The 24,938-nt window shown below is 73.7% G+C and carries 18 protein-coding genes, 1 tRNA gene and 2 pseudogenes; 10 read left to right on the top strand and 11 right to left on the bottom strand.

Annotated elements, in window-relative coordinates; genetic code table 11:
- Window positions 1-10: 10 nt before the first annotated feature.
- Entirely contained in the window at window positions 11-304 is a 294-nt protein-coding gene (locus OG403_RS04285) for a hypothetical protein (protein ID WP_329561532.1), read from the top strand.
- A 218-nt stretch (window positions 305-522) separates the two neighbouring features.
- Here OG403_RS04285 and OG403_RS04280 read toward each other — a convergent pair whose 3' ends face one another.
- From OG403_RS04280 to OG403_RS04270, 3 genes and pseudogenes are all read right to left on the bottom strand, one after another.
- Complete coding sequence (locus OG403_RS04280; RefSeq protein WP_329561531.1) at window positions 523-1,269, bottom strand: serine hydrolase; 747 nt, start codon at window positions 1,267-1,269, stop codon at window positions 523-525.
- A gap of 513 nt (window positions 1,270-1,782) precedes the next feature.
- Window positions 1,783-3,711 (bottom strand): annotated as a pseudogene (locus tag OG403_RS04275) (APC family permease); the annotation flags it as partial.
- 334 nt (window positions 3,712-4,045) lie between these two features.
- Window positions 4,046-5,659 (bottom strand): peptide chain release factor 3, encoded by a 1,614-nt coding sequence (locus OG403_RS04270; protein WP_329561529.1) that lies wholly within the window; start codon window positions 5,657-5,659, stop codon window positions 4,046-4,048.
- Window positions 5,660-5,941: 282 nt separating this feature from the next.
- On the opposite strand from OG403_RS04270, the gene OG403_RS04265 reads away from it, so the two are divergent.
- Entirely contained in the window at window positions 5,942-7,405 is a 1,464-nt protein-coding gene (locus tag OG403_RS04265) for an FAD-dependent monooxygenase (protein WP_329561527.1), read from the top strand.
- 98 nt (window positions 7,406-7,503) lie between these two features.
- On the opposite strand, the gene OG403_RS04260 is transcribed toward OG403_RS04265, so the two are convergent.
- Window positions 7,504-7,577: transfer RNA gene (locus OG403_RS04260), tRNA-Met, on the bottom strand.
- Window positions 7,578-7,700: 123 nt separating this feature from the next.
- Between OG403_RS04260 and OG403_RS04255 the strand changes: the two genes are divergently transcribed.
- A complete protein-coding gene (locus OG403_RS04255; protein ID WP_329561525.1) occupies window positions 7,701-8,390 on the top strand; it encodes a response regulator transcription factor in 690 nt (229 codons plus the stop codon).
- A 34-nt stretch (window positions 8,391-8,424) separates the two neighbouring features.
- Here OG403_RS04255 and OG403_RS04250 read toward each other — a convergent pair whose 3' ends face one another.
- From OG403_RS04250 to OG403_RS04230, 5 genes and pseudogenes are all read right to left on the bottom strand, one after another.
- Window positions 8,425-10,455: a glycoside hydrolase gene (locus OG403_RS04250; RefSeq protein WP_329561523.1), complete on the bottom strand. Its 2,031-nt coding sequence runs from the start codon at window positions 10,453-10,455 to the stop codon at window positions 8,425-8,427.
- A 35-nt stretch (window positions 10,456-10,490) separates the two neighbouring features.
- Window positions 10,491-10,646: pseudogene (locus OG403_RS04245) on the bottom strand (SAM-dependent methyltransferase); the annotation flags it as partial.
- 304 nt (window positions 10,647-10,950) lie between these two features.
- Entirely contained in the window at window positions 10,951-12,291 is a 1,341-nt protein-coding gene (locus tag OG403_RS04240; RefSeq protein ID WP_329561521.1) for a tetratricopeptide repeat protein, read from the bottom strand.
- Between the two features lie 30 nt (window positions 12,292-12,321).
- Window positions 12,322-13,047: a class F sortase gene (locus OG403_RS04235; protein ID WP_329561519.1), complete on the bottom strand. Its 726-nt coding sequence runs from the start codon at window positions 13,045-13,047 to the stop codon at window positions 12,322-12,324.
- Window positions 13,044-14,696, bottom strand: a complete 1,653-nt coding sequence (locus OG403_RS04230; RefSeq protein WP_329561518.1) for a DUF4331 domain-containing protein — start codon at window positions 14,694-14,696, stop codon at window positions 13,044-13,046. The genes OG403_RS04235 and OG403_RS04230 overlap by 4 nt, the downstream gene beginning before the upstream one ends.
- Window positions 14,697-15,037: 341 nt before the next feature.
- Here OG403_RS04230 and OG403_RS04225 point away from each other — a divergent pair, with 341 nt between their 5' ends.
- Window positions 15,038-16,666, top strand: coding sequence for a nickel/cobalt transporter (locus OG403_RS04225; RefSeq protein ID WP_329561517.1), 1,629 nt, complete (start codon window positions 15,038-15,040; stop codon window positions 16,664-16,666).
- A 16-nt stretch (window positions 16,667-16,682) separates the two neighbouring features.
- Window positions 16,683-17,006, top strand: a complete 324-nt coding sequence (locus OG403_RS04220) for a hypothetical protein (protein WP_329561516.1) — start codon at window positions 16,683-16,685, stop codon at window positions 17,004-17,006.
- 35 nt (window positions 17,007-17,041) lie between these two features.
- On the opposite strand, the gene OG403_RS04215 is transcribed toward OG403_RS04220, so the two are convergent.
- Window positions 17,042-17,440, bottom strand: coding sequence for an SHOCT domain-containing protein (locus OG403_RS04215; RefSeq protein WP_329561515.1), 399 nt, complete (start codon window positions 17,438-17,440; stop codon window positions 17,042-17,044).
- Between the two features lie 253 nt (window positions 17,441-17,693).
- Here OG403_RS04215 and OG403_RS04210 point away from each other — a divergent pair, with 253 nt between their 5' ends.
- Entirely contained in the window at window positions 17,694-18,827 is a 1,134-nt protein-coding gene (locus OG403_RS04210; RefSeq protein WP_329561513.1) for a multicopper oxidase domain-containing protein, read from the top strand.
- 21 nt (window positions 18,828-18,848) lie between these two features.
- Here OG403_RS04210 and OG403_RS04205 read toward each other — a convergent pair whose 3' ends face one another.
- Complete coding sequence (locus tag OG403_RS04205) at window positions 18,849-20,477, bottom strand: FAD-dependent monooxygenase (RefSeq protein ID WP_329561512.1); 1,629 nt, start codon at window positions 20,475-20,477, stop codon at window positions 18,849-18,851.
- A gap of 225 nt (window positions 20,478-20,702) precedes the next feature.
- On the opposite strand from OG403_RS04205, the gene OG403_RS04200 reads away from it, so the two are divergent.
- The 4 genes from OG403_RS04200 to OG403_RS04185 are packed head-to-tail and all read left to right on the top strand — an operon-like array spanning window position 20,703 to window position 24,900.
- Window positions 20,703-21,950, top strand: coding sequence for a SchA/CurD-like domain-containing protein (locus tag OG403_RS04200; RefSeq protein WP_329561511.1), 1,248 nt, complete (start codon window positions 20,703-20,705; stop codon window positions 21,948-21,950).
- Window positions 21,951-21,953: 3 nt separating this feature from the next.
- Entirely contained in the window at window positions 21,954-22,382 is a 429-nt protein-coding gene (locus OG403_RS04195) for a cupin domain-containing protein (protein ID WP_329561510.1), read from the top strand.
- Window positions 22,379-23,647: a beta-ketoacyl-[acyl-carrier-protein] synthase family protein gene (locus OG403_RS04190; protein ID WP_329561509.1), complete on the top strand. Its 1,269-nt coding sequence runs from the start codon at window positions 22,379-22,381 to the stop codon at window positions 23,645-23,647. Before OG403_RS04195 ends, OG403_RS04190 begins: the two co-directional genes overlap by 4 nt.
- Window positions 23,644-24,900: a beta-ketoacyl synthase N-terminal-like domain-containing protein gene (locus OG403_RS04185; RefSeq protein ID WP_329561507.1), complete on the top strand. Its 1,257-nt coding sequence runs from the start codon at window positions 23,644-23,646 to the stop codon at window positions 24,898-24,900. Before OG403_RS04190 ends, OG403_RS04185 begins: the two co-directional genes overlap by 4 nt.
- Window positions 24,901-24,938 lie beyond the last annotated feature (38 nt).

Below are 24,938 nucleotides of genomic sequence, written 5' to 3'. Positions count from 1 at the left end.
GGTGGCCGTCATGATCGTCGTACTGCTGCTGATGGCGGCCGTGACCGTGGTCAGATGGTTGTGCCGGGCGGTGCGCAAGCTGGTGGAAGTGATCGCGCGCCGCCGCCACCAGGACCTGGAGGTGCGGGCGCTGCCCGCCGTGGCCGGCCCGGGACTCAGCCGGGAGGAGGCCGAGTGCTTGCTGGCGGCGGGACTGCTGGCGGGGCTGATCGCGCGCGAGGAGTACCGGGACTCGCTGGCCTGCCTGGCGCGTGCCGACGAGGTGCGCAGCCCGCTGTCGGTGCCGTCCCTGCGGCGGGAGTAGCCTGGTAGGCGGCCCGCAGGGCGAGCGAGGGAGTTCGACCGGATCGGGTCCCGGGTGATGAGTGGGGACTCACGGCCGGGGCTGTGCTGTACCGGTCGGGCTGAGAGGCCGGAAGATCTGTGAGACCGGAAGGCGACCTCCACCACCTGATCCGGACAATGCCGGCGCAGGGAGCCCACCTTGCGGGTCTTCGCCTGCCCACCATCTGCCGGTCGGTCTTATCGCGTCAGCTCCCCGCGGCGCTCCCACACCCCGGCCGAGATCCGCGCCAGCAGCCCGGCCGCCGGGTCGCCCACGGTCCGGCCCGAGGCGAGCGGCCCGGTGTAGCAGACCGCGAGCGTGTAGGGCGCGGCGTCCTGCGGGTGGATCAGCGCCACGCAGTGCCGCACGCCGGGGAACCAGCCGTTCTTGAAGGCGGTCCGGGTACCCGGCGGCAGCCCGGCCGCGAGGTCCACCCGGTGCGCGTTGCCCTCCAGTACGGCCAGTTCCGCCGCGTCCAGCGACTCCAGCAGCCGGACCAGGTCGCGCGCGGTGACCTGGTTGAGCAGCCCGGCGGCGCCGGCCCGGGTGTCCTCGATCCCGCGCGGTGTGACGCTGGCGGTGGCGCCGGCCCGCCGCCAGACCTCGGCCACCGCCGGCAGCCCCACCTGGGCCAGACAGAGGTTGGTGGCCAGGTTCGAGGAGTGGGTGATCATCCGCTCGGCCAGCCAGCGCAGCGGCACGCTCGTGCCGAGCAGCTCCCAGGGGCGCGGGTCGCCGTCATAGCCGCGCGAGTTCGCGTACTCGCCGCCGACCGCCGAACGGAATCCGTTGCGCACCGGAACCGGCAGGTCGAGGTCGATGCCGCTGCGGTACACCGCCGCGAGCACGGCCACCTTCATGGTGCTGGCGGACTCGTGCACCGCGTCCGCGTTCCGCAGCAGCACCGGTGAGCCGCGCCAGGGCGCCAGGGCGATCGAGAGCACGGCTCATGCTATTGCGGGCTCCGGCCTGCCCGGCCCGCCCAGCACGAAGCGGCGGTGCCCGGGACTCCCCGGACACCGCCGCCATTCGTCCTGCGCCGGCCGTCAGCCCGCCGGCTGCCCCTCGGTCTTCGGGAGCAGCGTGTAGGTCGGGTTGGCGATCGTCAGGTTGCCGTCCGTGTTGCCGACCATGCCCTCGGCGCGCAGCCGCACCCCGGGGCTGATGCCCGGCACGTCCCGCCGGCCGAAGAAGACCAGGGTGATCCCGCCGGTCTCGTCGTAGAGCTGGCACTGCAGCTGCGGCACGCCCGAGACGGGGGTGACGTGCACCGAGCGCACCTGGCCCTCGACGCTGGCCCGCTCGCGCCAGACCAGGTCGCGCATGTGGGTCAGACCCTCGGGGGACGCGGTCGTGCCCGTCGCGTCCGGCACCGGCACCTCGGTCGGCAGCGCCTGAACGCGCTGCTCAACGCGCGGAGCGGCCGGCAGGTCCGCCGCCACGCCGTGCTGGGCGTCGGCGTCCATGTCGTCGATCGCCTGGCTGACGTCGAACGGCACGATGGTCGCCGCCACGTTCGGCAGCCGGCTGGCGGCCTGGGCGATCCGGTCGCCGACCCGGGCGTGCAGCAGCCGGCCGATCAGCGTGCCGTACGCGCGGCGCGGGATGACCAGGGTGACCCGGGTGCGGCCGTCGGCCGTGGCGCGGGCCGCGAGCTCGGCGGTGGCCCGGCGCAGTCGGCGGTCGGGGCAGTCGATGATCTCCAGCGGGACGTCCGCGGCGCGGCTCTCGTCCCACTGGGTGCGCAGCCGCTCGGCGGCCCGGTCGTCGACCATGAAGTGCACCGCGCGCAGCTCGGTGGGCCGCAGGCTGCGGCCGTGGTGCAGGGCGCGCAGCACGGACAGGTCGAGCCGGTCGACCAGGATGTAGACGGTGCTGCGGTTGGGGCTCGGCAGGCTGGCGGAGGCGGGCGCGGTGGCCAGTGCGGCGCTCTCGGCCCGGTAGCGGGAGTTGGTCCGGATCAGCGCCCAGACGCCGATAGGGAAGATCACCACGACCGTCCAGGCGCCCTCGGTGAACTTGGTGACCGCGAAGATCAGCACGACGGCGGCCGAGGCCACGGCGGCGCAGGCGTTGACCACCACCTTCGCCATCCGGTTCTTCTCCTGGCGGGTCCAGTGGTACTTCACCAGGCCGCTGGCGGCCATCACGAAGCCGGTGAAGACGCCGATCGCGTAGAGCGAGACCAGCCGGGTCAGGTTGCCCTGGGTGACGATGAGCAGGAGCAGCGAGACGCCGGTCAGCACGATGATGCCGTTGGAGAACGCGAGGCGGTGGCCGCGGATGGTCAGCTGCCGGGGCAGGAACGAGTCCTCGGCGACGAAGCTGGCCAGGAACGGGAAGCCGTTGAACGAGGTGTTGCCGCCGGTGTAGAGGATCAGCGCGGTGGCCACCTGGACGAAGGCGAACATCACCGAGCCGAAGCCGCTCTGGCCGAAGACCAGGTGCGCCTCCTGGGCGAGCACGGTGGGGCTGCCCGAGGTGAACGGCACGGCGTGGGTCTTCCAGGCCAGCACGGAGACGCCGAGCACCAGGGCGCCGAGCGTGGCGCTCATGATCACCAGGGTGCGCCGGGCGTTGTTGCCCTGCGGCTCGCGGAACGCGCTGACGCCGTTGGAGATGGCCTCCAGGCCGGTCAGCGAGGAGCCGCCGTTGGCGAAGGCGCGGGCCAGCACGAAGAGCGAGGCGAAGGTCAGCAGGCCGTGGGTCGAGTCGCCGATGTTGATCACGCCGGAGGCGTGCAGGTCGGCGTTGCTCAGCTGCGGCAGGGTGCCGGTGAACAGCCGGATCAGACCGACGACCACGGTCAGGCCGGTGGCCAGGATGAACAGGTAGGTGGGCAGCGAGAAGGCCTTGCCGGCCTCGCGGATGCCGCGCAGGTTGCCGTAGCAGAGCAGGCAGACCACGCCGAGCGTGATGTAGATCTTCTCCGAGTCGATGTTCGTGTGGAACAGCAACTGGAGCATCGACGCCACCGCGTCGGTGCCGGCCGCCGTCTGCACGGCGACCGTGACGATGTAGTCGATCAGCAGCGCGACCGCGGCGATCTGGGCCACCCGCGGGCCGAAGTTCTCCCGGGCGACCACGTAGGAGCCGCCGGCCCGGGTGTACGTCATGACGACGTCGCGGTAGGAGAGCGTGAGCAGGAGCAGCAGCGCCAGGATGACGCCGGTCACCGGCATCACCAGCGCGAAGCCCAGCACGCCGAAGGTGGGCACCAGCACGGTGAGCATCTGCTCGGTGCCGTAGGCACTGGAGCTGATGCAGTCCGGGGCCAGCACACCGAGCGCGATCGGCTTCGAGAGCTTCTCGTTGTGCAGCTCCGAGGTCACCAGCGGCGGCCCGAGCAGGACCCGCTTGGCCCGGTAGCCGAGGCTCTCCGGCAGGTCGACTTCAGGCGGCAGGACGCCGGGTCCGGTGGCCGCGCCAAGGGGGCGCTCTGGCGCCGCGACGGTCGCATTGTCATTTTGCACCTGCACTGCTTAGCGCGTTCTTGACGGCAAAAGCCAGTCGGCGGCGCGTCGCTGTCCGTTCTTGACGCGTTCTTATCGTCGGGGGTGTGTCGTAACTCACCTGGGCGTTACCGCGGCGTCATCAGCGCGTGCTCTGGGCGTCACCACCGCGGCCGGCCGCGGAAGCGGAAACGGCTGAGCCCCCGCGGTGCGGGGGCTCAGCCGTCGTGGTGGGTCGCCGACCGGGGCCGGACGGGTCGCCGACCGGTCAGTCGGCCGTGGCGATCAGCGGCTCCAGCAGCACCTCGGGCTTGGCCCGCTGGAAGGCGTTCAGGTGCCACTTGTCGGCGAACAGGGCCAGCAGCACGTCGTCCGAGCGCCGGGTGAGCACCTCGCCGTCGGTCAGCCGGGCCTTGCCAAGCTCGGCGGCGCCGGCCGCGTCGGTCACCCGGGCCAGCCGGTACGAGAGGTGGTCCAGCGTGATCGGGGAGGAGAACTCGTGCTCCATGCGGTGCAGCACGACGTCGAACTGCATCGGGCCGACGGCGGCCATCACCGGCGCCTGGTCACCGCGCCGGTCGGAGACCAGCACCTGGACCACGCCCTCCTCGTCCAGCTGCGAGACGCCCTTGCGGAACTGCTTGGAGCGGCTGATGTCCTTGGGCCGGGCCACCGCGAAGTACTCGGGGGCGAAGGCCGGCAGCGCGGGGAACTCCGCCTTCCGGCCGGTGTACAGGGTGTCGCCGACCCGCAGCTGGCTGGCGTTGATCAGGCCGACCACGTCGCCGGGGTAGGCGGTGTCGACCACGGTGCGCTCGGCACCGAACACGGTGTGCGCGTACTTGGTCGCGAACGAGCGGCCGCTGGCGGCGCGGGTGACGTTCATGCCGCGCTCGAAGATGCCGGAGCAGACCCGGACGAAGGCGATCCGGTCGCGGTGCGCCGGGTCCATGTTGGCCTGGATCTTGAAGACCAGACCGGAGAACTCCTCGCCCACCTCGCGCGCCCCGCCCTTGGCCAGCGGGCGCGGACCGGGCGCCGGGGCCAGGTCGACCACGGCGTCCAGCAGCAGCTTCACGCCGATGTTGGTCAGCGCGGCGCCGAAGAAGACCGGGCTGATCTTGCCGGCCTCGAACGCCTCCTGGTCGTAGCCGGGGCCGGAGGAGAGCACCAGCTCCAGCTCCTCCAGCGCGTTCGCCCAGTCCTCGCCCTCCTGCTCGGCGGCCTGCTCGGCGGTCAGCTGCTCCTCGATCGCGGCGTGCGTGCCGGCCGGGACCTTGGTGTAGCGCAGCATCTGCTCGGTGTTGTCGGCCTCGACCAGGCCGCGCAGGTTGCCCGCGTCGCCGACCGGCCAGACCACCGGCACCGGGGTGATCCCCAGGTGCGTCTCGATGTCCTCGAGCAGGGTGAGCGCGTTGCGACCGCGGCGGTCCCACTTGTTGATGAAGGTGATCACCGGCACGCCGCGGTGGCGGCAGACCGCGAAGAGCTTGCGGGTCTGCTCCTCCAGGCCCTTGGCCGCGTCGACCAGCATGATCGCGCAGTCGACGGCCGCCAGTACCCGGTAGGTGTCCTCGGAGAAGTCGGCGTGCCCGGGGGTGTCGACCAGGTTCATCACGTGCCCGCGGTGGTCGAACTGCAGCGCGGCGGAGGTCACCGAGATGCCGCGCTCGCGCTCCAGCTCCATCCAGTCGCTGGTCACCCCGCGCCGGCCGCCCTTGGCGTGCACCGCACCCGCCGAGGTGATCGCCCGCGCGTGCAGCGCCAGCGCCTCGGTGAGGGTGGACTTGCCCGCGTCCGGGTGGCTGATGACGGCGAAGGTCCGCCGACGGCCGGCCTCGTTGAGGACCTGAAGGACGGGGACGGACTGTTCGTTGCTCACGTGTCTCCTCGCGGGCTGGGGGTCCCCCCGGCCGGAGGCTGGGGGAGGGCATCAGGCCGGTGATGCCTCTCCGTACCTGCTGAGCCCGGCGTCTGGTCCGCAGGCCCGAGGGTCGATTCTATTAGGCCGGACGGTGTGACCTCGAACGGCGGCAGGGCGTCGTGCGCGGACCGGTCGGCGATCCGGGCTGACAGCCGCTCAGGAAGGCCGCCGACCGGCCCGAGGCGGCTGCCGGTCCGGCGATCACTTGACGGTTGGTCAGCACTGGCCGAAGCTCCCGGGATGGATTCCAGTGATGCGAGGAACGAGGACGACGACTACCAGGTGCTGGTGGTCGGCGCCGGTGCCGCCGGCCTGACCCTGGGCTGCGACCTGGCCCGGCGGGGCGTGCGGGCACTGGTGATCGAGCGCAGTGCCGCGCTCTTCCCCGGCTCGCGGGGCCGCGGCGTGCAGCCGCGCACCCAGGAGGTCTTCGACGACCTCGGGGTGATCGACGCGATACTCGCGGCCGGCGGTCCGCTGCCGAGGGTCCTCAGCCGGCGTCCGGACGCGACCCTGAAGCTCTGGGACCTGGTGGAGCCGGCGCCGGCCGCGGCGGGCGTGCCCTACCCGGTGGGCTGGATGCTCCCGCAGTGGCGCACCCAGGAGATCCTGCACGCCCGCCTGCGGCAGCTCGGCGGCGAGCTCCGGTTCGGGGTCGCGCTCACCTCGCTGAGCCAGGATCAGCAGTCGGTCCGGGCGCTGCTGACCCGCGCCGACGGCAGCACCACCACCGTCCGCGCCGACTACCTGGTCGGCGCCGACGGCGGACGCAGCACGGTGCGCGCGGCGCTCGGGGTCACGATGACGGGTGAGACGCTCGACCCGCGCGCCTCGCTGGTCGGCGACGTCCGGCTGACCGGGCTGGACCGCGGCAACTGGCACATGTGGACGCGGGCGCCGGGCGACACGCTCTCGCTCTGCCCACTGCCCGGGACCGACCACTTCGCGCTCTCCGTCCCGGTCGGCGAGGGCCCGGTCGACACCTCGCCGCAGGCCGTCCGCGCGGTGATCGCGGAGCGCACCCAGCTGCCCGCCGAGGCGGTGCTCGAGGTGCTCTGGACCTCGGAGTACCGGCCGCGCGCGGCGCTGGCGGACCGCTTCCAGGCCGGCCGGGTCCTGCTGGCCGGGGACGCGGCGCACATCCACTCGCCGGCCGGCGGCCAGGGGCTGAACACCGGCGTGCAGGACGCCTACAACCTCGGCTGGAAGCTGGGCCGGGTGCTGCGGCACGGTGCGCCGCCGCGGCTGCTGGACAGCTACGAGGCGGAGCGCCTGCCGGTGGCCGCCGACGTGCTCCAGCTCAGCAGCCGGCTGCACCACTCCTACCGCGGCAGCGGACCGGCCGTGGCCCGCCGGGCCGGCCAGACCTCGCAGCTCGGGATCGCCTACCGCGACAGCCCGCTCAGCGTGGAGACCCGCGCCGACCTGCCCGAGGAGGCGCTGCGGGCCGGCGACCGGATCCCGGACCTGGCCCTGCCCCAGGGGCGGCTCTTCGACCTGCTGCGCGGGCCGCACGCCACCCTGCTCGCGGTGGGGCGACCGGCGCCGGCCGGGCGCGCGGCGGAGCTGGTGGTCCGCGAGTTCGCGGAGCTGGCGCCGCTCGGGCCCGGACTCTTCGTGGTCCGGCCGGACGGCTACCTCGGCCTGGCCACCCAGGACCCGGCGGCGCTGGCGGCCTACCTGGACCTGCTCGGCCGCGGCTGACCGCCGCAAGGCCCCGGGCCTGACCGCCGCAACCCGGCGCCAGAACGCCGCAAGGCCCGGCACACCAGGTGTGCCGGGCCTTGCTTGCTACTACGTAGTAGCGGGGACAGGATTTGAACCTGCGACCTCTGGGTTATGAGCCCAGCGAGCTACCGAGCTGCTCCACCCCGCGTCGGTGAACCCGACTCTACGGCAGTGCGGACGAGAAGCGAAATCCGGCTCCCGGGCGGAACCGGGGACGGATCGTCCGGCGTCCCTCCCGGGTCGGCGAGGGCGCGGGGGAGGCGGGGGCGGCGTGGGCAGCGGGCTGCGGGTGCTGGTCGTCGACGACGACCCCGAGGTGCGGGCCGCCGTGGCGCTGGGGCTGCAGGTCGAGGGGTACCAGGTGCGCGCCGCCGCCGACGGGCTGGCCGGGCTGACCGAGGTGGCCCGCTGGCAGCCGGACGCCCTGGTGCTGGACGTGATGATGCCGGCCCTGGACGGGCTGGCGGTCTGCCGGCAGCTGCGGGCGGTGGGGGACCGGCTGCCGGTCATCGTGCTCACCGCCCGGGACGCGGTGAGCGAGCGGGTGGCGGGGCTGGACGCGGGCGCCGACGACTACCTGGTCAAGCCGTTCGCGCTGGACGAGCTGACCGCCCGGCTGCGCGCGCTGCTGCGCCGGACCGTGACCGGTGCGGCGCAGCGCGACGAGTGCGGCTTCGCCGACCTCACGGTGGACCCGCACAGCCGCACCGGCAGCCGGGGCGGCCGACCGCTGGAGTTCTCGCGTACCGAGTTCGCGCTGCTGGAACTCCTGCTGCGGCACCCCGGGCAGCTGCTGACCCGGGAGGCGATCATGCGGCGGGTCTGGGGCGCCGACTTCGGACCTGGCTCCAACTCGCTCGCCGTCTACGTCGGCTACCTGCGCCGCAAACTGGAGGCCGGCGGCGAGCCGCGCCTGGTGCACACCGTGCACGGGATCGGCTACCGGCTGGACACGTCATGAGCGCCGGCCGGCGCTCAGCAGCCGAGCCGGGCGCTCACTTGAGCGGTGCCTGCGGCAGCGTGGTGGGGCAGAGCCGGCGCGGCTGCCGGTCGCCCCTGAGCTTCGCGTCCACGCAGCCGCCCGGCAGCGCGTCGGCGCCCGAACCGTAGGCGCTGGTGCCGAAGTTGGCGGTCACCTGGAGCACCCCGTCGCCGAACTCGGTCTGCTGCACCTGGTGGTCGGCGCTCAGATACCGGAACCCGGTCATCGGCTGCGTGCCGGCGGCCTCGTGCAGCGGCGCGAAGTACTGCTGCAGTGCGGCCAGTTGCTTGCCGTCGGTGGCCAGCGTCGGACCGTCCAGGACCAGGTTCAGCGGAGTGTTGTCCAGGATCGCCAGCAGTGCCCGATCGGTCTCCAGCGCCGGGAACTTGGTGTACGACAGCTCCCACCGGTCGAGGTTGACCTGCGAGTCGTGCAGCGCGGTCTCCAGCAGCGGGATGCGGTACACCGGGTCGAACATGGCCTTGCTCAGGTCGGCCGGCAGGGTCACCGGCTTGAAGAAGACTCCGGGCGCGCCGGCGGGCGCGTAGCCACCCCAGACGTCCTTGTCCTTCTCCAGCGGCCACAGCCCGTTGGCCGGCGGAGTCTGCGAACCGTGGCTGAAGGCGATCACCGGCGCGGCCCAGCTGTGCGCGGCCTCCGAGCCGAGCACCAGCTTGTCCGGACCGGAGAGTTGACGCATCCGGGCGATCCGGTTGGCCTCGTCCTGCTGCTGGTTCATCGGGTGGTCGGCGCTGAAGTCGTCGTACAGCTCGCCGGCCGCGTCCACGTCCAGGAAGTAGCTGTTCGCCCCGTTGGCGGTCATCTGCGCGGTGCGCTGGGTGAGGTACTGGCCGTGCTGGGCGAAGGCCTGCGAGCTGAGGTAGCAGCCCCGGTCGTGGAAGCCCGCCAGCACCGAGCCGTCCTGCTGGTGGATGCAGAAGTCCGGGTAGACCGGAGCCGGCCAGGCGGAGGTGGGCGAGTCGGCGGTGCTCGGGTCCTGCCCGTTGGCGAACGAGTCGTACGGGCCGACCAGGTAGCCCGCCCGCTTCGCGGCGGCCACCGCCTGCGGGTCCATCGGCTGCGCGTCGGCGTCGTAGCCGAGCCACATCCGGGACAGGCCCAGCGCCTGCATCTGCGCGATCCCCTGGGCGGTGCGGGCGGTGCCCCAGGTGTAGGCGTGGAAGGCGCCGAGCAGCCCGGCGACCGCCGGGTTGGCGGCGATCTTGCTGTTCAGGGTGACCAGTTGGCCGTGCTCGGTGAGCCAGCGCCGGTAGTCCTGCGCGGGTGCGACCGGGGACGGGTCGGTGAGGGCGAAGGTGACGGTGTAGTCCTGGGTGCCCTCCCGCTGGGAGAAGGTGTGCAAGGCGGTGCCGTCCAGCCGGCCGGACTGCGAGGCGAGGCCGAGCGAGGTGCCGATCGGCTGCGGGACCAGGTAGCTGACCCCGCGTCCGCCCAGCGTGTACCCCCACAGCGGCAGGCTCAGGTCGGCTTCCAGGTCGTAGGAGTTGCCGGCCACCCCGGTGTCGGGCGAGTTCCAGAACGGGTCGGCGACCGGGATGCCCAGCCCCTCGCCGCTGGGCAGTTGCAGCTGCGAGGCGGCCGGATCGGTGCCGGTGACCGGCCAGGAGAGCTTGGCGCCGTCCCGGCCGTCGTGCACGGTGACCTGCAGCCGCCCGCGCACGGCCGCCGCGGTGACGCTCAGGCCCTGGCCGGGCAGCGTCCAACTCGCCGTGCCGCCCGAGACGGTGACCCGGCCGGGCTGCCCGAGCGACTGCGCGACGGGCGCGGAGAGGGTCAGCGTCCGGCCGTCGTCGCCGCGCGCCGTCACGGCCAGCGAGTCGGTCCGCACCTCGGCGGTGCCGCCGCTGATCGGGATCTCGACGACACCGTCGTGCTGGCGCACCGTGGGCCGGGCGGGCGTCGCGCCGAACGCGGACGGCCAGCTCAGCCCGCCCAGCGCGGTGGCGCCCGCCAGCGCGAGCGCGGCCATCGAGGCACGGCGGCGCCGGCTGCGCACCGCCCGATGAGAGGTCGTGGTAGTCATGCTCCGAGAGTGGCGGGCCCTCCTAAGAGCGCTTCTTACAAGCCTGCGAGCCGCTGCCGCGACAGGCCCGGCGGTCGCACCGCGAGGAACTGGTCCACCCCCATCCGCCGCTCGCCGAAGGCGAGTGAACTGCCGGCCAGGTACAGCCGCCACAGCCGCACGGTCGGCTCGCTGAGCAGCGCGACCAGGTCGGGGGAGTCCCAGTCGCCGTCCTGGTAGGACTCGCCGAAGCCGATCAGCCCGTTCTCGCCCACCCGGTGGCAGAAGGCCCCGGGCCGGTGCAGCCGCAGCACCGGCGCGCCGGGCGCCGCGGCCACCAGCACCCGGCCACCCGGCAGTTCCACCCGCAGCCCGCGCCGGTGGGCGATCCGTCACGCCGGACCGGCCCCGCGGATCGGACCGTTCAGCCCCGCGCTCACTTCCCCTTCGGAGCCCGGCGCCCGGTGGATCGCTCCGAACGGGAGAGGACCCGGCCCGGCCGCACCGCTGACCGCCTCACCCCTGACCCCCGAGCGCGGCCAGCGCGGCCGTGGCCTCGGCCGCGTGCAGCGGGTGGAAGTGCGGGTTGATGGCCAGCGCGGCGCCGAGGTCGGCGCGCTCGGCCGCGGTGTCGCCAAGGCCCGCCTGGATCATCGCCCGGTGGAAGTGGAAGAGGGCGCTGCGGGTGCCCTGGGCCAGCGCCTGGTCGGCCTCGGCCAGCGCCGCGCGGTCCTGGCCGGTGCGGTGCAGGGCCCAGGCGAGCGCGTCGTGGCTGTCCAGGAAGGGGCGGGTCCGCAGTCCGGTCCGGGCGATCGCCAGGGCCTGCTCCGGGCTGCCGTGGTCGGCTTCGAAGAGGGCGGCGTCACTGTCCTGGGCGACTCCGTTGTCGGTGAGGAGCCGCTGCTCGGCCCGGAACAGCTGGTACTGCTGCTCGGCCTCCCGGGTGCGGCCCGCCGCCTGGTAGAGCTCACCGAGTTGCAGCACGTACTCGGGCTGCGGGACGCGCCGGGTGGCGGCGCCGAGGTCGGCCAGCGCGGCAGCGGTGTCCCCCTGAGCCGCCTCGGCCCGCGCCTTGGCCTGCAGCAGCGCGGTGTAACCCGGCGCCGCGGCCAGTCCGGCCTCGGCCTCCTTGAGCTCGGTGGCGGGATCGCCGCTGTTGCCGGCCAGCTCGGCCAGGTAGTAGTGGGCGAAGGCCTGGTCGGCGGGCCCGGCGGCGTCCTGCAAGGCGCGGCGCATGTCGGTGCGGGCGGTCCCGGTGTCGCCGCGCAGTTCGGCGACGTAGGAGGCGCGGGCCAGCGAGGGGGTGCCGGGGTGCAGGTCCACCATGCGCTGGACGGCGTCGGCGGCCTCGTCGTAGCGGCCGAGCTGGGTCAGCGCGTCGGCCAGGGTCCCGTACAGCGAGGAGTTGTACGGGTTGGCGGCCACCGCGCGCCGGGCCTGGTCGAGGGCCCGGGCGAAGTCGTGGCGGCCGTTGGCCAGCGCGGCCAGGCCGCCCAGTGCGGCGAAGTTGTCCTGCGGCTGCTGGGCGAGCGAGCGCTGCAGGACCTCCTCCGCCTTGGGGTAGTACGTGGGGTCGGCGGTGTTCCTGGCCTGCTGGACGTAGTCCAGGCCGAGGGTGGCCAGCGCGAGCGGGTCCTGCGGTTGCCGGCGCAGGCCGTCCTGGAGCGTGCTGATGTCGGCGGCCAGCGGGTCGCCGCCGCCGCTCGGCCCGCTCGCCGCCGGCCTGGCGTGATCGTTCGAGGCTCCCGTCCAGGGCGAGAGGCCGAGGCCGCCGGTGAGGAACAGGCCGACCGCCAGCGCGGCGGTGACGGCCGCCGAGAGGGCGGCGCGAGGGCCTGGATTGCTGCGCGTGCGCATGGCGCGGTTCCCGCTTCGGTCGGTCCAGGATCAGGGCCTGGGGGTGTTCGGCGTACTGGTGAGGGTGGCGTAGACGACGAGGTTGTCCCGGTACTCGTGCTGTTCCCGGTCGTAGCTGCCCCCGCAGGTGATCAGCCGCAGCTGGGGCGGCCCACCGGTGGCGTACACCTCGCTGTCGGGGAAGGCGTCCTTGTCGTACTGCCGCAGTGCCTGGACGGTGAAGCCGACCTGGCTCCGGTCGGCGCGCTCGATGCTGACGGTGTCTCCGGGGTGCAGGCTGGACAGCCCGTAGAAGGCGGCCGGGCCGGTGCGGGAGTCCAGGTGGCCGACGATCACGGCGGCGCCGGGGTCGCCGGGGTGCGGGCCGTCGCTCCACCAGCCGATCTGCTCGGGGTTCTTGGGCGCGGCGAGATGGCCGTCCGGCTGGACCTGGAGGTCGGTCAGCGCGCTGTCGACGCCGATGCCGGGTATCCGTATTCGCAGCGGCAGCGCGGCGGGGGCCGCGCCGGTCGACGGGCCGTCGGCGGCGCGCGGGACGGCCGGCGTGCCGATCGCGGTACGGGCCGGTGGCCGGGCGCTCGGCGTCAGAGCGGTCGGGCCGCTGCCGAGCAGCGCGCTCGCGCCGGCGCCGACCAGGGCCATCCCCACGGACAGGGCGAGCAGCGCCGCCCGGCCGCCCGGGCGCCTCCGGCGGCGCCGCGGCCGTCCGCCCCCCGCGCGGGAGGACGGACGGCCGTTCCTGGCGGGGCCGGTCATGCGCGGTCCGCGCGCCGCCGGCGCAGGGCCAGGTAGCCGGCGCCGGCCAGCGCCGCGCCGCCGCCGAGCGCCGCCGCGGCCACCACCGGGGCCCGGTGGCCGCCCAGCGCCGTGCCGCCGAGGCCGGCGCCCACGCCGCCGCCCGGGTGGACGTTGTCGGCCTGGTTGACCGCCGCGGTGTTGGGCAGCGCGACGTACGGGAAGCTGTCGCCGGGCTGGCGGTAGGGCGTGTTGACGCCGTCACCGGCGGCCAGTGCCGGCACGATCGTGCCGGTCTGCGCGGCGCCTTCCAGCGCCTGCAGCTCGATGTCGACCACGTCGTCGTTGAGCCGGCGGCCGTTCGGGTAGCCCTGGAGGTCCCCGCCGAGTACACCGAGCCGGTTGGGCGTCTGGGCCGGCGGCACGGCCATGTTGAGCCGCAGCTCCTCGGCCGGGGTGAACTTCTCCTTGTTCACGTCGGTGTTCAGCAGCTGGGAGTTGAGGTCGGCCTGGATCGGGCCGCCGGAGTTCTTGGAGATCCCGGTCAGGAAGATCTCGACGAGGTCGTTGCGCGGCGTCGCCGGGGCGGGGATGCCGTAGATGCTCTGGATCAGCTTGGGGACGATCGGGTCCTTGACCTTGTCGACCACCGGGGTCACCGTGTGGTCGTCGACGGGGGCCAGGGCGTTGAACGCGTCCTTGTACTTCAGCGGCACCACGACCTCGTTGACCAGCGGGTTGCCCAGCCGCGACACCTGGTGCCAGCCGCCCTCGCCACCCTTGTCCTTGGCCCCTTCGCCGCCCTTGTCGCCGCCGTTGGTGCGCGAGTCGGCCACCACCGCGCCCTGGCGGTCCGTGGTCGACCAGACGCCGACCACCGGGTTGCGCGTCGCGTCGCCCTTCAGCGCCAGGTCCTTCTTGGGGATCTGCAGTGCGATCGTGTTGACGTTGTAGCCCGCGAGCGTGTTGTGGCCGGTCTCCTTCAGGTTCCCGCCGTACAGCAGGTCGAAGACCCGCAGGTCGAGGAAGAACGGGTCGGAGGCCTGCCCGGCGAAGCTCTGGCCGCCGCCCGCCAGCGGCGACACGGCCTGCTGGCGCAGCCCCGCGTAGTCGGGCATGGACGCCTTGCCGACGTTGGACGGCGCGGTGGGCGCGTCCTTGAGCAGGGTCCTGGTGTTCCCGTTGGCATCCGTCACGGTCAGCGTGTACGTCTGACGGAAGTTCAGCGTCGGGTCGTCGAAGTTCTTGACCACGCCGGTGTTGTAGAGGAACTGGTTGGCGTCGTCGCGGATGTGGTCGCTGAACGTCCAGGTGTAGGTCAGGTCCGGCTTGCCGGTGCCCTGGCTGTCGATCTTGATGTTGTAGCGGGCGTCGTTGGCGAACGGGTAGAAGTTCGGGCCGCCGTTGGGCTCCTCGAACGGGATCCAGTTCGCCACCAGCGTGACCATGTCGGGCTTGTCGGGGCTGGTGAAGGCGTAGACGTCGGTGTTGTCGGCCTTCGGGTCGCCCGCGATCAGCGGGGCCTCGCGGTGGCTGGAGGCGGAACTGACGCCGGGCGTCAGGCCGGTGAGTGCGCCGGCGGCCACCAGCCCGAGGGTGCCGAAGGTGGCCAGGGCGCGTTCGGCCGATCGGGCCGAGGTGGTGCGGCGAGGCGAGCGTGGGTGCTGCATCTGCCATCCGTTCCGGTACAGGACCGCCGCCGCCCGGGGCGGGCGGCTGAGAGAGGGCGGTCGAGCTCGAGGCCTCACGCGGTGACTGGATGGGTCCGGCAGCGTTGCCTGGCGATTTGATCTGACAGTCCGTAGTGCGGCCTAAGCTATGCCTAAACCATCACGAACCAGGACAAGAGCGCCACGCGTATCAGCCGATCGGGGCCGTCGAGGTGAGCGGCGGGCGCCAGACGGGTGAGAAGCGGGCGGGGGAGTGCGGGTGACGGGGCGTCGACTCGCTACCATGCGCCGGACAACTCGGATATGTCCGGGTTCGCCTCGGCCCCGCCCGGAGGAAGTCCATGACTCAACGTCACCTTCTGCGTCGGGCTGCGGCCGTGGCCGGCGGCGCGCTGTGGCTGCTCGGCGGCCTCGCGCCCGCCGCCCAGGCCCACCCGCTCGGCAACTTCTCGATCAACCACTACACCGGCTTCACGCTGCGCCCCGACCGGGTCGACGTGCTGGCGGTCACCGACTACGCCGAGATCCCCACCCTGCAGGACACCCCCCGGGTCGCCGCCGGCGGCGTCGGCACCCCCGGTCCCGCCGAACGCGCCGCCTGGGCGGCGTCCCGCTGCGCCGAGACGGCCGGAAAGCTCGTGGTCGACACCCCGCGGCGGCTGGTCTTCACCGTCGGCTCGGCCGCCTTCGACTACCAGAACGGCCAGGCGGGCCTGCCGACCAGCCGCCTCGAATGCCACCTGACGGCACCGCTGGACCTGGCGGGCGGCCAGGTCACGCTGCGGGCCGCCACCGGGGCGGACGCGACCCGGGTCGGCTGGAACGAGATCACGGCCAAGGGGGAGGGCACCCATCTGGTGCGCTCCACCGTCCCCGAGGCCTCGCCCTCCGACGAACTGCGCAGCTACCCGCGCGACCTGCTCGACAGCCCGCGCGGCGACATCCAGGCCGAGTTCACCGCTGCCCCGGGCGCCGCCTCCGCCGCTGCCGGGACGGCCGCCGCGCCCACGGCCGGCGACGGTCTGACGGCTCGACTGGAGGGGCTGTCCCGCCACCTGACGGCGCTGGCCGGCGCCCAGCGCCTGACCCTGCCGGTCGGGCTGCTGGCGGTCCTGCTGGCCGTCGTGCTGGGAGCCGGTCATGCCCTGCTGCCCGGCCACGGCAAGACCGTCATGGCCGCCTACCTCGCCGGCCGCCGCGGTGGCACCCGCGACGCCGTCACCGTCGGTGCCACCGTCACCCTCACCCACACCGCCGGCGTGCTGATCGTCGGGCTCTGCCTGACCGCCTTCTCCTCGCTCGCCGGCGACACCGTCCTCGCCTGGCTCGGTGTGGTCAGCGGCGCGCTGGTCGCCCTGGTCGGCGCGGGCCTGCTGACCGACGCGGTGCGCCGGGCGCGCCGTCGACCGCGTGGCGCCGCCGGCGACACCGGTGCCGCCCGGACAGCCGATCAGGCCAGGCGGCCCGCCCTGGTCGGCAGCGTCGCGCACGCGCACCACGATCACGACCACCCGCAGCACGACCACGCCCACGAGCACCCCCACCCGGCGCACGACCACGCCACCCCGCACCGGCACGGTCTCTTCGGCCATCACCACAGCCACGGCCCCGAGGCGGCCGACGCGGCCCGCGCCGAGCCGTTCACCACCCGTGGCCTGGTCGGTCTCGGCATCGCCGGCGGTCTGGTCCCCAGCCCCTCGGCGCTGGTGGTGCTGCTCGGCGCCATCGCGCTGGGCCGCACCGTCTTCGGCGGCGCCCTGGTGGTGGCCTACGGGCTGGGCATGGCGGCCACCCTCACCGCCGTGGGACTGCTGCTGGTCCGACTGGGTGACCGGCTGGCCGGGTTCGCCGACCGCCCGCTGTTCGCCCTGCTGCGCCGTATCGCCCCGCACACCGCCGCGCTGACCGCGCTGCTGGTCCTCGTCGTCGGGCTCGGCCTGATGGTCCGCAGCCTGCCGCCCCTGCTGTGACATCCGGAGGCACCGCATGGCACCCCGCCACCTGTCATCCCTCGCCGTCCTGCTGGCCGCGACAGTCCTCAGCGGCTGCGCGGCCTCCCACGAGGGCGCCCTGAACAGCCAGGCCGACACGCCCTCCCCGACCTGCCTGGTCCACCAGGCGAAGGAGCCCGCGCCGCGCTACCGCGCCGGTACCAGCGCCGACACCCTCTCGATCCTGGAGCTGATGCACTACTACACGGCCAACGGCACCAAGGCCTTCTGCGACGGGAAGCCCCCCACCAGCACCGACCGCCACTGGATGGACCTCTACACCGGCCTCGGCGGTGACCGGGGCCACGTCCGCCCCTGACGGGAGGCGGGCGGGAGGCCGGCCGGCCGCCGCGGTCAGGTCAGCAGCTTCTCCTTGGCCCGCTGGTACTCCTCCTCGGTCAGCGCGCCGTTGGCCTTGAGGTCGGCGAGCTTGGCCAGCTCGTCGACGTGCGAGCCCGAGCCGCCGGTGGGCTGCGCCGCTTCGCGGATGTACTGCTTGGTGGCCTCGTCCGCCCGCCGGGCCTGCTCCCGGTCGTGTTCGGCCATGGCCTTGCCGCGGAAGATCACGTAGAGCAGGACGCCCAGGAAGGGCAGCAGGATGACCACGATCATCCAGCCGGCCTTGCCCCAGCCGCTCATGTCGTGGCTGCGGAAGATGTCGGTGATGACCTTGAAGAGCAGGAAGAGCCAGAGCAGCCACACGAAGAACTCCAGCATGGTCCAGAACAGGTTGAGCATCGGGTAGTTGGTCACGGTGGCTCCCTGGGCCGGCTCGCTCGATGCAAGCGGATAAATCAGGCATACCAGCTTGTAATGGCACCGGCGACCGACGGCTGCCGGGGACGACTGCCCGGAGCAACCGGTTCGGCCGACCGGGCGATACCGCCCGAGCAGGTACCGGCCGTGGCGGCGCACTGTGCCTAGCCTCGCGGCAGGAGTGCTGATCCTCCGCGCGGGCGCCCGAGTCGGCCCGCCACCACCCCACGTCCCCACACGAAAGGGACCCATGTCGGCTGACCAGGCACCACCCGAGACCACCCGGCAGCAGGAGCGCGAATCCGGCCGCCGGTCCGCGATCCGCGCGCTGGCCGGCGGCGCCACCGCCGCGCTGACCGGTTCGGCGATCCTCGCCGGCGCGACCGAGGCCCGGGCGGAGCCGTCCGCCGGCCTCGGGGACGATCCGTTCGCGGCGGACGAGCGCGGGCCGACCGGGCGGGTGCGCGAGTACTGGATCCAGGCCGAGTCCTTCCAGCACAACGCGGTGCCCAACGGCTACGACGCCATGATGGGCCGCCGGATGACCGCCGCGCAGACCACGTTCTGGGCGATCGGCTTCCGCGCCTACACCGCGGGGTGGGGGAAGCCGCTCGACGCCGACCTGGGACCGCACGGGGTGGGCGCCAACGCCGGTATCCCCGGCCCCGTGCTGCGGGCCGAGGCGGGCGACGTGCTGCGGGTGCACTTCCGCAACAACGACGAGCACTACAAGTGGCCGCACAGCATGCACCCACACGGCGTGCGCTACGACGGGAACAGCGACGGCGGCTGGCTGGCCGACGACCCCGACCACCCGGGCACGGCGGTCCCGTTCGGCAGCAGCTACACCTACACCTGGGTCTGCACGTCGGGGTCGGTGGGCACCTGGCCCTACCACGACCACTCCGCGCCGCAGGCCGTGCACCCCGGCGCGGGCGAGCCGGTGATGGAGATCGGCGCGGAACTCGGCCTGTTCGGCGTCCTGGCGGTCACCGACCGGCGGACCCCGGCGGTGGACCGCGAGTTCGTCGTCTTCCTGCACGACCTCTACCGGTCCGACGTCCCGTCACTCGCGCAGAACCTCAACCTGGTCAACGGCGGCGCCTACCTCGACAACACCCCGACCTTCACCGCCAAGGTCGGCGACCGGGTGCGCTGGCGGATCGCCTCGCTGGGCTCCGAGTTCCACGTCTTCCACCTGCACGGGCACCGCTGGCGCAGCGCACAGGGCTACCAGGGCTGGGCGGACTCCGAGCTGATCGGGCCCGCCACCACGCTGACCATCGAGTACCGGGAGGACAACCCCGGCGACTGGATCTACCACTGCCACGTCGCGCACCACCTGATGGGCGGCATGGCGGGCCGCTACCGCGTCACCTCGTGACCCGGCAGCGGCCCGGGGCCGTCAGCTCCGGCTGAGTACCCGCTCCAGCACCTCCACCAGGGTCTGCTCGGGGTCGGCGACAGCGGTCCGCGCCCGCCAGGCGACGAACCCGTCCGGCCGGACCAGCACCGCGCCGTCGGCCGCCGCGTCGTGCAACTGCGCCCAGTCGGCCCCGGGCTCGGGCGCCAGGGTGGCCTGCGGGTCGTGCCCCACCCGGTGGCAGTCGAGCGGGACGCCCAGTCGCTCGGCCGCCCGCTGCCCGGCGGCCTGCCAGGCGCCGCCCTCGGGACCGCAGAGCAGGACCAGGGACCGCTCGTACAGGTCCAGCGTCGACACCCTGGTCCCGGCTCTGGTCAGCCAGAGGTGCGGGGCCCGGCCGCCCGGCTCGGCGATCGGCCGGAAGTCCGCCGGGATGGGCCCGGCGTCGGCCTCGGCGCCGAGCACGGCGCTGGAGGCGTAGCGGTAGCCCAGCACCACGGCCAGCATGCCCGCCTGCCGCCCGGTGCCGGGGCTGACGTCGTAGCCCGGGTGCCGGTGCTCGGCGGACCGGGCCGAGGCCCGCGCGCCGGTCGCCAGGGCCACCGGGCGCCGTTCGGCGTCGTAGGTCTCCAGCAGCCCGGGTCCCGCCCAGCCCCGCAGCACCGCCGCGAGCTTCCAGGCGAGGTTGTGCGCGTCCTGGATCCCGGTGTTCGAACCGAACGCCCCGGTGGGGGACATCTCGTGCGCCGAGTCGCCGGCCAGGAACACCCGGCCGTCCGCGTAGCGCTCCGCCACCCGTTCGGCGGCATGCCAGGGTGCTTTCCCGGTGACCTCGACCTCCAGGTCCGGCACGCCGGTGGCGGCCCGGATCAGCGCCACGCACCGCTCGTCGGTGAAGTCCTCCAGGATCTCGCCGCGGTCCGGCTGCCACGGCGCGTGGAAGACCCAGTGCTGCTCGTTGTCGACCGGGAGCAGCGCGCCGGCCCCGGCGGGGTTCGTCAGGTAGCAGACGATGAACCGCCGGTCGCCCACCGCGTCGGCCAGCTTCTTGGCCCGGAAGGTGATGCTGACGTTGTGGAACAGGTCGCCGGGCCCGCTGCGCCCGATGCCCAGTGCCTCCCGGACCGGGCTGCGCGGCCCGTCGGCGGCCAGCAGGTAGTCGGCCCGCACGGTCCGGTGCTCGCCGCTCTCCCGGTCCCTGACCAGCGCGGTCACCCCGTCGCCGTCCTGCTCGAAGGAGACCAGCTCGGTGCCGAACCGCAGCTCCCCGCCGAGGTCCCTGGCGCACCGCAGCAGCACCGGCTCCAGGTCGTTCTGACTGCACAGGCACCAGCCGGACGGACTGAGCCGGGCGAGCGCGCCGCCCGGGTCGATCTTCTTGAACAGCCACTCCTGGTCGCCGCCGGTCAGCGTCTCGGCCTGCAGGATGCCGTGGTTCTCGGCCAGCACCGAGGCGGCCTCGCGGATCAGCCGCTCCACCCCGGCCGTTCGGTAGAGCTCCATGGTGCGCACGTTGTTGCCGCGCCCGCGAGGATGGTGCGAGGTCTGCGGGTGCCGTTCGACGAGCAGGTGCTCGACACCGAGCCGGCCCAGGAAGAGTGAGGCGGAGAGCCCCACCAGGGAGCCGCCCACGATCAGGACGGGCACGCGGTCGTCGACTTTCGACGTCATCAAATCTCTCCAGCCGTACGGGGAGTGGGTGAGGCCGTCGCCGACCGGGCGACGGGTCGTGCTGCCTGCGCTGCTCTATTCCCGCCCGCGCCGCGGTTGACCGGATCTTCACCCGGGCGACTCACGCATCGTGCGGCCGCGACTGCGATACGTAGTATCGATCGCATGCGATCAGGCCCCGGAACGCGCTCGGCGGCCTGGATCGAGCGAGAGGAAACAAGCATCGTGACGACCCTGTCCGACAGGCCCGCCCCACCCGCCGCCCTCGCGACGTCCCGCCTTCGAGTCGTGTTGCTGCTGGACGTGCACGACGGCCGGGAAGAGAGCTTCCTGGCCGCCTATGAACAGATCCGCCATCAGGTGGCCGACGTGCCCGGCCACATCAGCGACCAGCTCTGCCAGTCGCTCGGCAACTCCTCCCAGTGGCTCATCACCAGTGAGTGGGAGAGCGCCGAGCCCTTCCTCACCTGGGTGGAGAGCGCCGCCCACCGCGAGGTGGTGGAACCGCTGCACGCGTGCGTCAGCGACACCCGCTCGCTGCGGTTCGTCATCGCCCGGGAGACCCCCGAGCCCGGGACGCCGCCGCCGCACCGCCCGCCGGCCCGGTCGGCCGGCCACCGGCCGGCCACCGTGGGCGGCCGGTCCCGGATGATCGGCATCGACCCGCTGCCCGCACCGCCGCTGTCCAGCGGTGGACTGGTGCGCCACGCCCTCACCTTCACCGTCAAGCCGGGCAGCGAGCGGGCGGTGGCCGGCATCCTGGCCGGCTACCGCTCCCCGCAGGCCCAGGTCGACGGCACCACCCGGCTCTGCCGCACCTCGCTGTTCATGCGGGGCAACCGGGTGGTCCGCGCGGTCGAGGTGCGCGGCGACCTGGGCAACGCGCTGCGGCACGTCGCCATGCAGCCCGAGGTCCGGGCCGTCGAGGAGGCCGTCAACCCGCACCTGGAGGAGGCCCGCGACCTCGGCGACCCGTCGTCGGCGCGGTCCTTCTTCGCCCGCGCGGCGCTGCCCGCGGTGCACCACGTCGGGTCCGGCCCCGACACGTCCGGACTCGACCCGGATGACGGCGAGTTCATCCGCCTGGCGTTCCTCTACCCGGTCAAGCCGGGCCGCGGCGAGGCGGCGGCCCAACTGCTCGCCGAGCAGGACCGCTCGGTCGTCGGCGACCAGGGGCAGCCGCTGGCCGGCAGCACCATGTTCCTGCGCGACGGCATCCTGGTCCGCCTGGTCGACCTGCGGGTCCCCTACCAGGAAGCCCCCGCCCAGGCGGCCGGCCTCGCGCTCGACCGTGCGAGCACCGCGCTGAGCCGGTGCCTGGACCTGGACGCGGACACCGACCTGGACTCCAGGGCCGGGATCATCCGCTTCCTGGCCGACTGCGCCATGGAGCTGGTCACCGACCGCCACGCCCCACCGTCCGAGTCGCACACCGCCGGCGACGTACCTTCCATCGCTGCCACCGGAGAGTGACCCGTGACCAGTCAGCCCGTACGCATCGTGCACCTCGACGAGACCCAGCCCAACCGCCGCCGCGGCGGTGACCTGCGCGCCCTGCTCACCCCGACCAGCGTCGGCGCCACCAGCGGCTTCATGGGGCTGGCCATCGTCCAGCCCGGTGAGCGGATCGGGGAGCACTACCACCCGTACTCCGAGGAGTTCGTCTTCGTGGTCAGCGGCGCCCTGGAGGTGGACCTGGACGGGGTCGCCCACCCGCTGCGGCCCGACCAGGGCCTGATGATCCCGCGCGAGGTCCGGCACCGCTTCCGCAACGTCGGCCGTACCGAGGCCCGGATGGTCTTCCACCTCGGCCCGCTGGCCCCCCGCCCCGAACTCGGCCACGTCGACACCGAGGACACCCAGGCCGCCGAACCGACCCAGGACGCGACGGGGGCGAGGACATGACGCGCCGGGTGGCGGTCACCGGGCTGGGCGTGGTGGCTCCCGGCGGGATAGGCGTGCCGGCCTTCTGGGAGCTGCTCACCTCCGGGCAGACGGCGACCCGGGGCATCACGCTCTTCGACCCCGAGGGCTTCCGCTCGCGGATCGCCGCCGAGTGCGACTTCGACGCGCTGGCCTGCGGTCTGGAGCCGGACCGGGTCGAACGGGCCGACCGGTACGTGCAGTTCGCCTTGGCGGCGGCCGGTGAGGCGGTCCGTGACTCGGGGCTCGACCTCGACCGGCAGGACCCCTGGCGGGTCGGGGTCTCACTCGGCTCGGCCGTCGGCGGCACCACCCGCCTGGAGCACGACTACGTGGCGGTCAGCGCCTCCGGCGACCGCTGGGACGTGGACCACCGGGGTGCCGGACCGCACCTGCACCGGGCCTTCTCGCCCAGCGCGCTCGCCTCCGAGGTCGCCGAGGAGATCGGCGCGCACGGCCCCGTGCAGACCGTCTCCACCGGCTGCACCTCCGGTCTCGACGCGGTCGGACACGCCTTCCACGCCATCGCGGAGGGCAAAGCGGACATCATCGTGGCCGGCGCCTCCGACTCGCCGATCTCCCCGATCACGGTGGCCTGCTTCGACGCGATCAAGGCGACCTCGACCCGCAACGACGACCCCGCCCACGCCTCCCGCCCGTTCGACGCCGACCGGGACGGGTTCGTGCTGGGCGAGGGCGCCGCCGTGCTGCTGCTGGAGGAGTTCGAGCACGCCCGGGCCCGTGGCGCGCGGATCTACTGCGAGATCCGCGGCTTCGCCACTTTCGGCAACGCCTACCACATGACCGGGCTCACCCAGGAGGGCCGGGAGATGTCGGAGGCGATCGACCGGGCGCTGGCCCAGGCCCGCCTGGACCCCACCGCGGTGGACTACGTCAACGCGCACGGCTCGGGCACCAAGCAGAACGACCGGCACGAGACGGCGGCCGTCAAGCGCTCGCTGGGCGAGCACGCGTACGCCGTGCCGATGAGCTCGATCAAGTCGATGGTCGGCCACTCGCTGGGTGCCATCGGCGCGATCGAACTGGTCGCCTGCGCGCTGGCGCTCACCCACGGCGTGGTGCCGCCGACCGCGAACTACGAGACCCCGGACGCGGAGTGCGACCTCGACTACGTGCCGCGGACCGCCCGTACGGCCCGGCTGCGCACCGTGCTCTCGGTCGGCAGCGGCTTCGGCGGCTTCCAGTCCGCGGTGGTCCTCACCCAGGCCGACGGGAGGGCGGCATGAGCGGCGCGGAGCAGCAGCCCGGGCAGCGGCGGGCGGTGCTCACCGGCATGGGCGTGGTGGCGCCGGGCGGCATCGGGACCGACGCCTTCTGGAAGGCGGTGCAGCAGGGGAGCGCCTCGCTCGGCCCGGTCTCCCGGGAGGGCTGCACCCACCTGCCGCTGCGGGTGGCCGGTGAGGTGCGCGGCTTCGACCCGGCCGGCCTGATCGAGGACCGCTACCTGGTCCAGACCGACCGGTTCACCCACTTCGCCATGGCCGCGGCCGAACTCGCGCTCGCCGACGCCCAGCTGAGCACCGACCCGGGTGCGCCGTTCGGCATCGGCGTGGTGACCGCGGCCGGCTCCGGTGGCGGCGAGTTCGGCCAGGGCGAGCTCCAGCGGCTGTGGGGCCAGGGGCCGCACTTCGTCGGGCCGTACCAGTCGATCGCCTGGTTCTACGCCGCCAGCACCGGCCAGATCTCGATCCGCGGCGGCTTCCAGGGACCGTGCGGCGTGCTGGCCAACGACGAGGCCGGCGGCCTGGACGTCTTCGCGCACGCCGCCCGGACCATCCGGCACGGCACCGACGCGGTGGTCGCGGGCGCCACCGAGGCGCCGCTCGCCCCCTACTCGGTGGTCTGCCAGCTCGGCTACCCGGAACTCAGCCTGGCCGAGGACCCGCAGCGGGCCTACCTCCCGTTCACCGACGAGGCCTGCGGCTTCTCGCCGGCCGAGGGCGGCGCGATGTTCGTCGTCGAGGAGGAGGCCGCCGCCCGCCGCCGCGGCGCCCGGATCCGGGCCGAGGTGGCCGGCCACGCCGCGACCTTCACCGGCACCGACGGCTGGGAGCGGTCCCGGCACGGCCTGGCCCGGGCGATCCAGGGCGCGCTGGACGACGCGGGCTGCGCCGCCGAGGAGATCGACGTGGTCTTCGCGGACGCGCTGGGCGTGCCGGCGGCGGACCAGGCCGAGGCGCTGGCGATCGCCGACGCGCTCGGCCCGCACGCCGCCGACGTCCCGGTGACGGCGCCCAAGACCGGCTTCGGCCGCGCCTACTCGGCCGCCTCGGCGCTGGACGTCGCCGCGGCGGTGCTCGCCCTGGAGCACGGCGTGGTGCCGCCGACGCCGAACATCACCGAGGTGCGCCACGACCTGGACCTGGTCACCGGCCACGCCCGCCGCCTCCCGCTGCGCACCGCCCTGGTGCTCAGCCGCGGCCTGATGGGCTGCAACGCGGCGCTGGTGCTGCGCCGCGGCGCCGACGAGCGGCCCTGACCGATGCCTGACCCCCCGTCACACCACCCCGACCGAAG

Origin of the sequence: Kitasatospora sp. NBC_01266 (genome assembly GCF_036242395.1) — a bacterium.
In the GTDB taxonomy this organism is placed as follows: Bacteria; Actinomycetota; Actinomycetes; order Streptomycetales; family Streptomycetaceae; genus Kitasatospora.
Note: the sequence above shows the minus strand (reverse complement) of the source record. Positions and strands in the feature narration are given on the sequence as shown.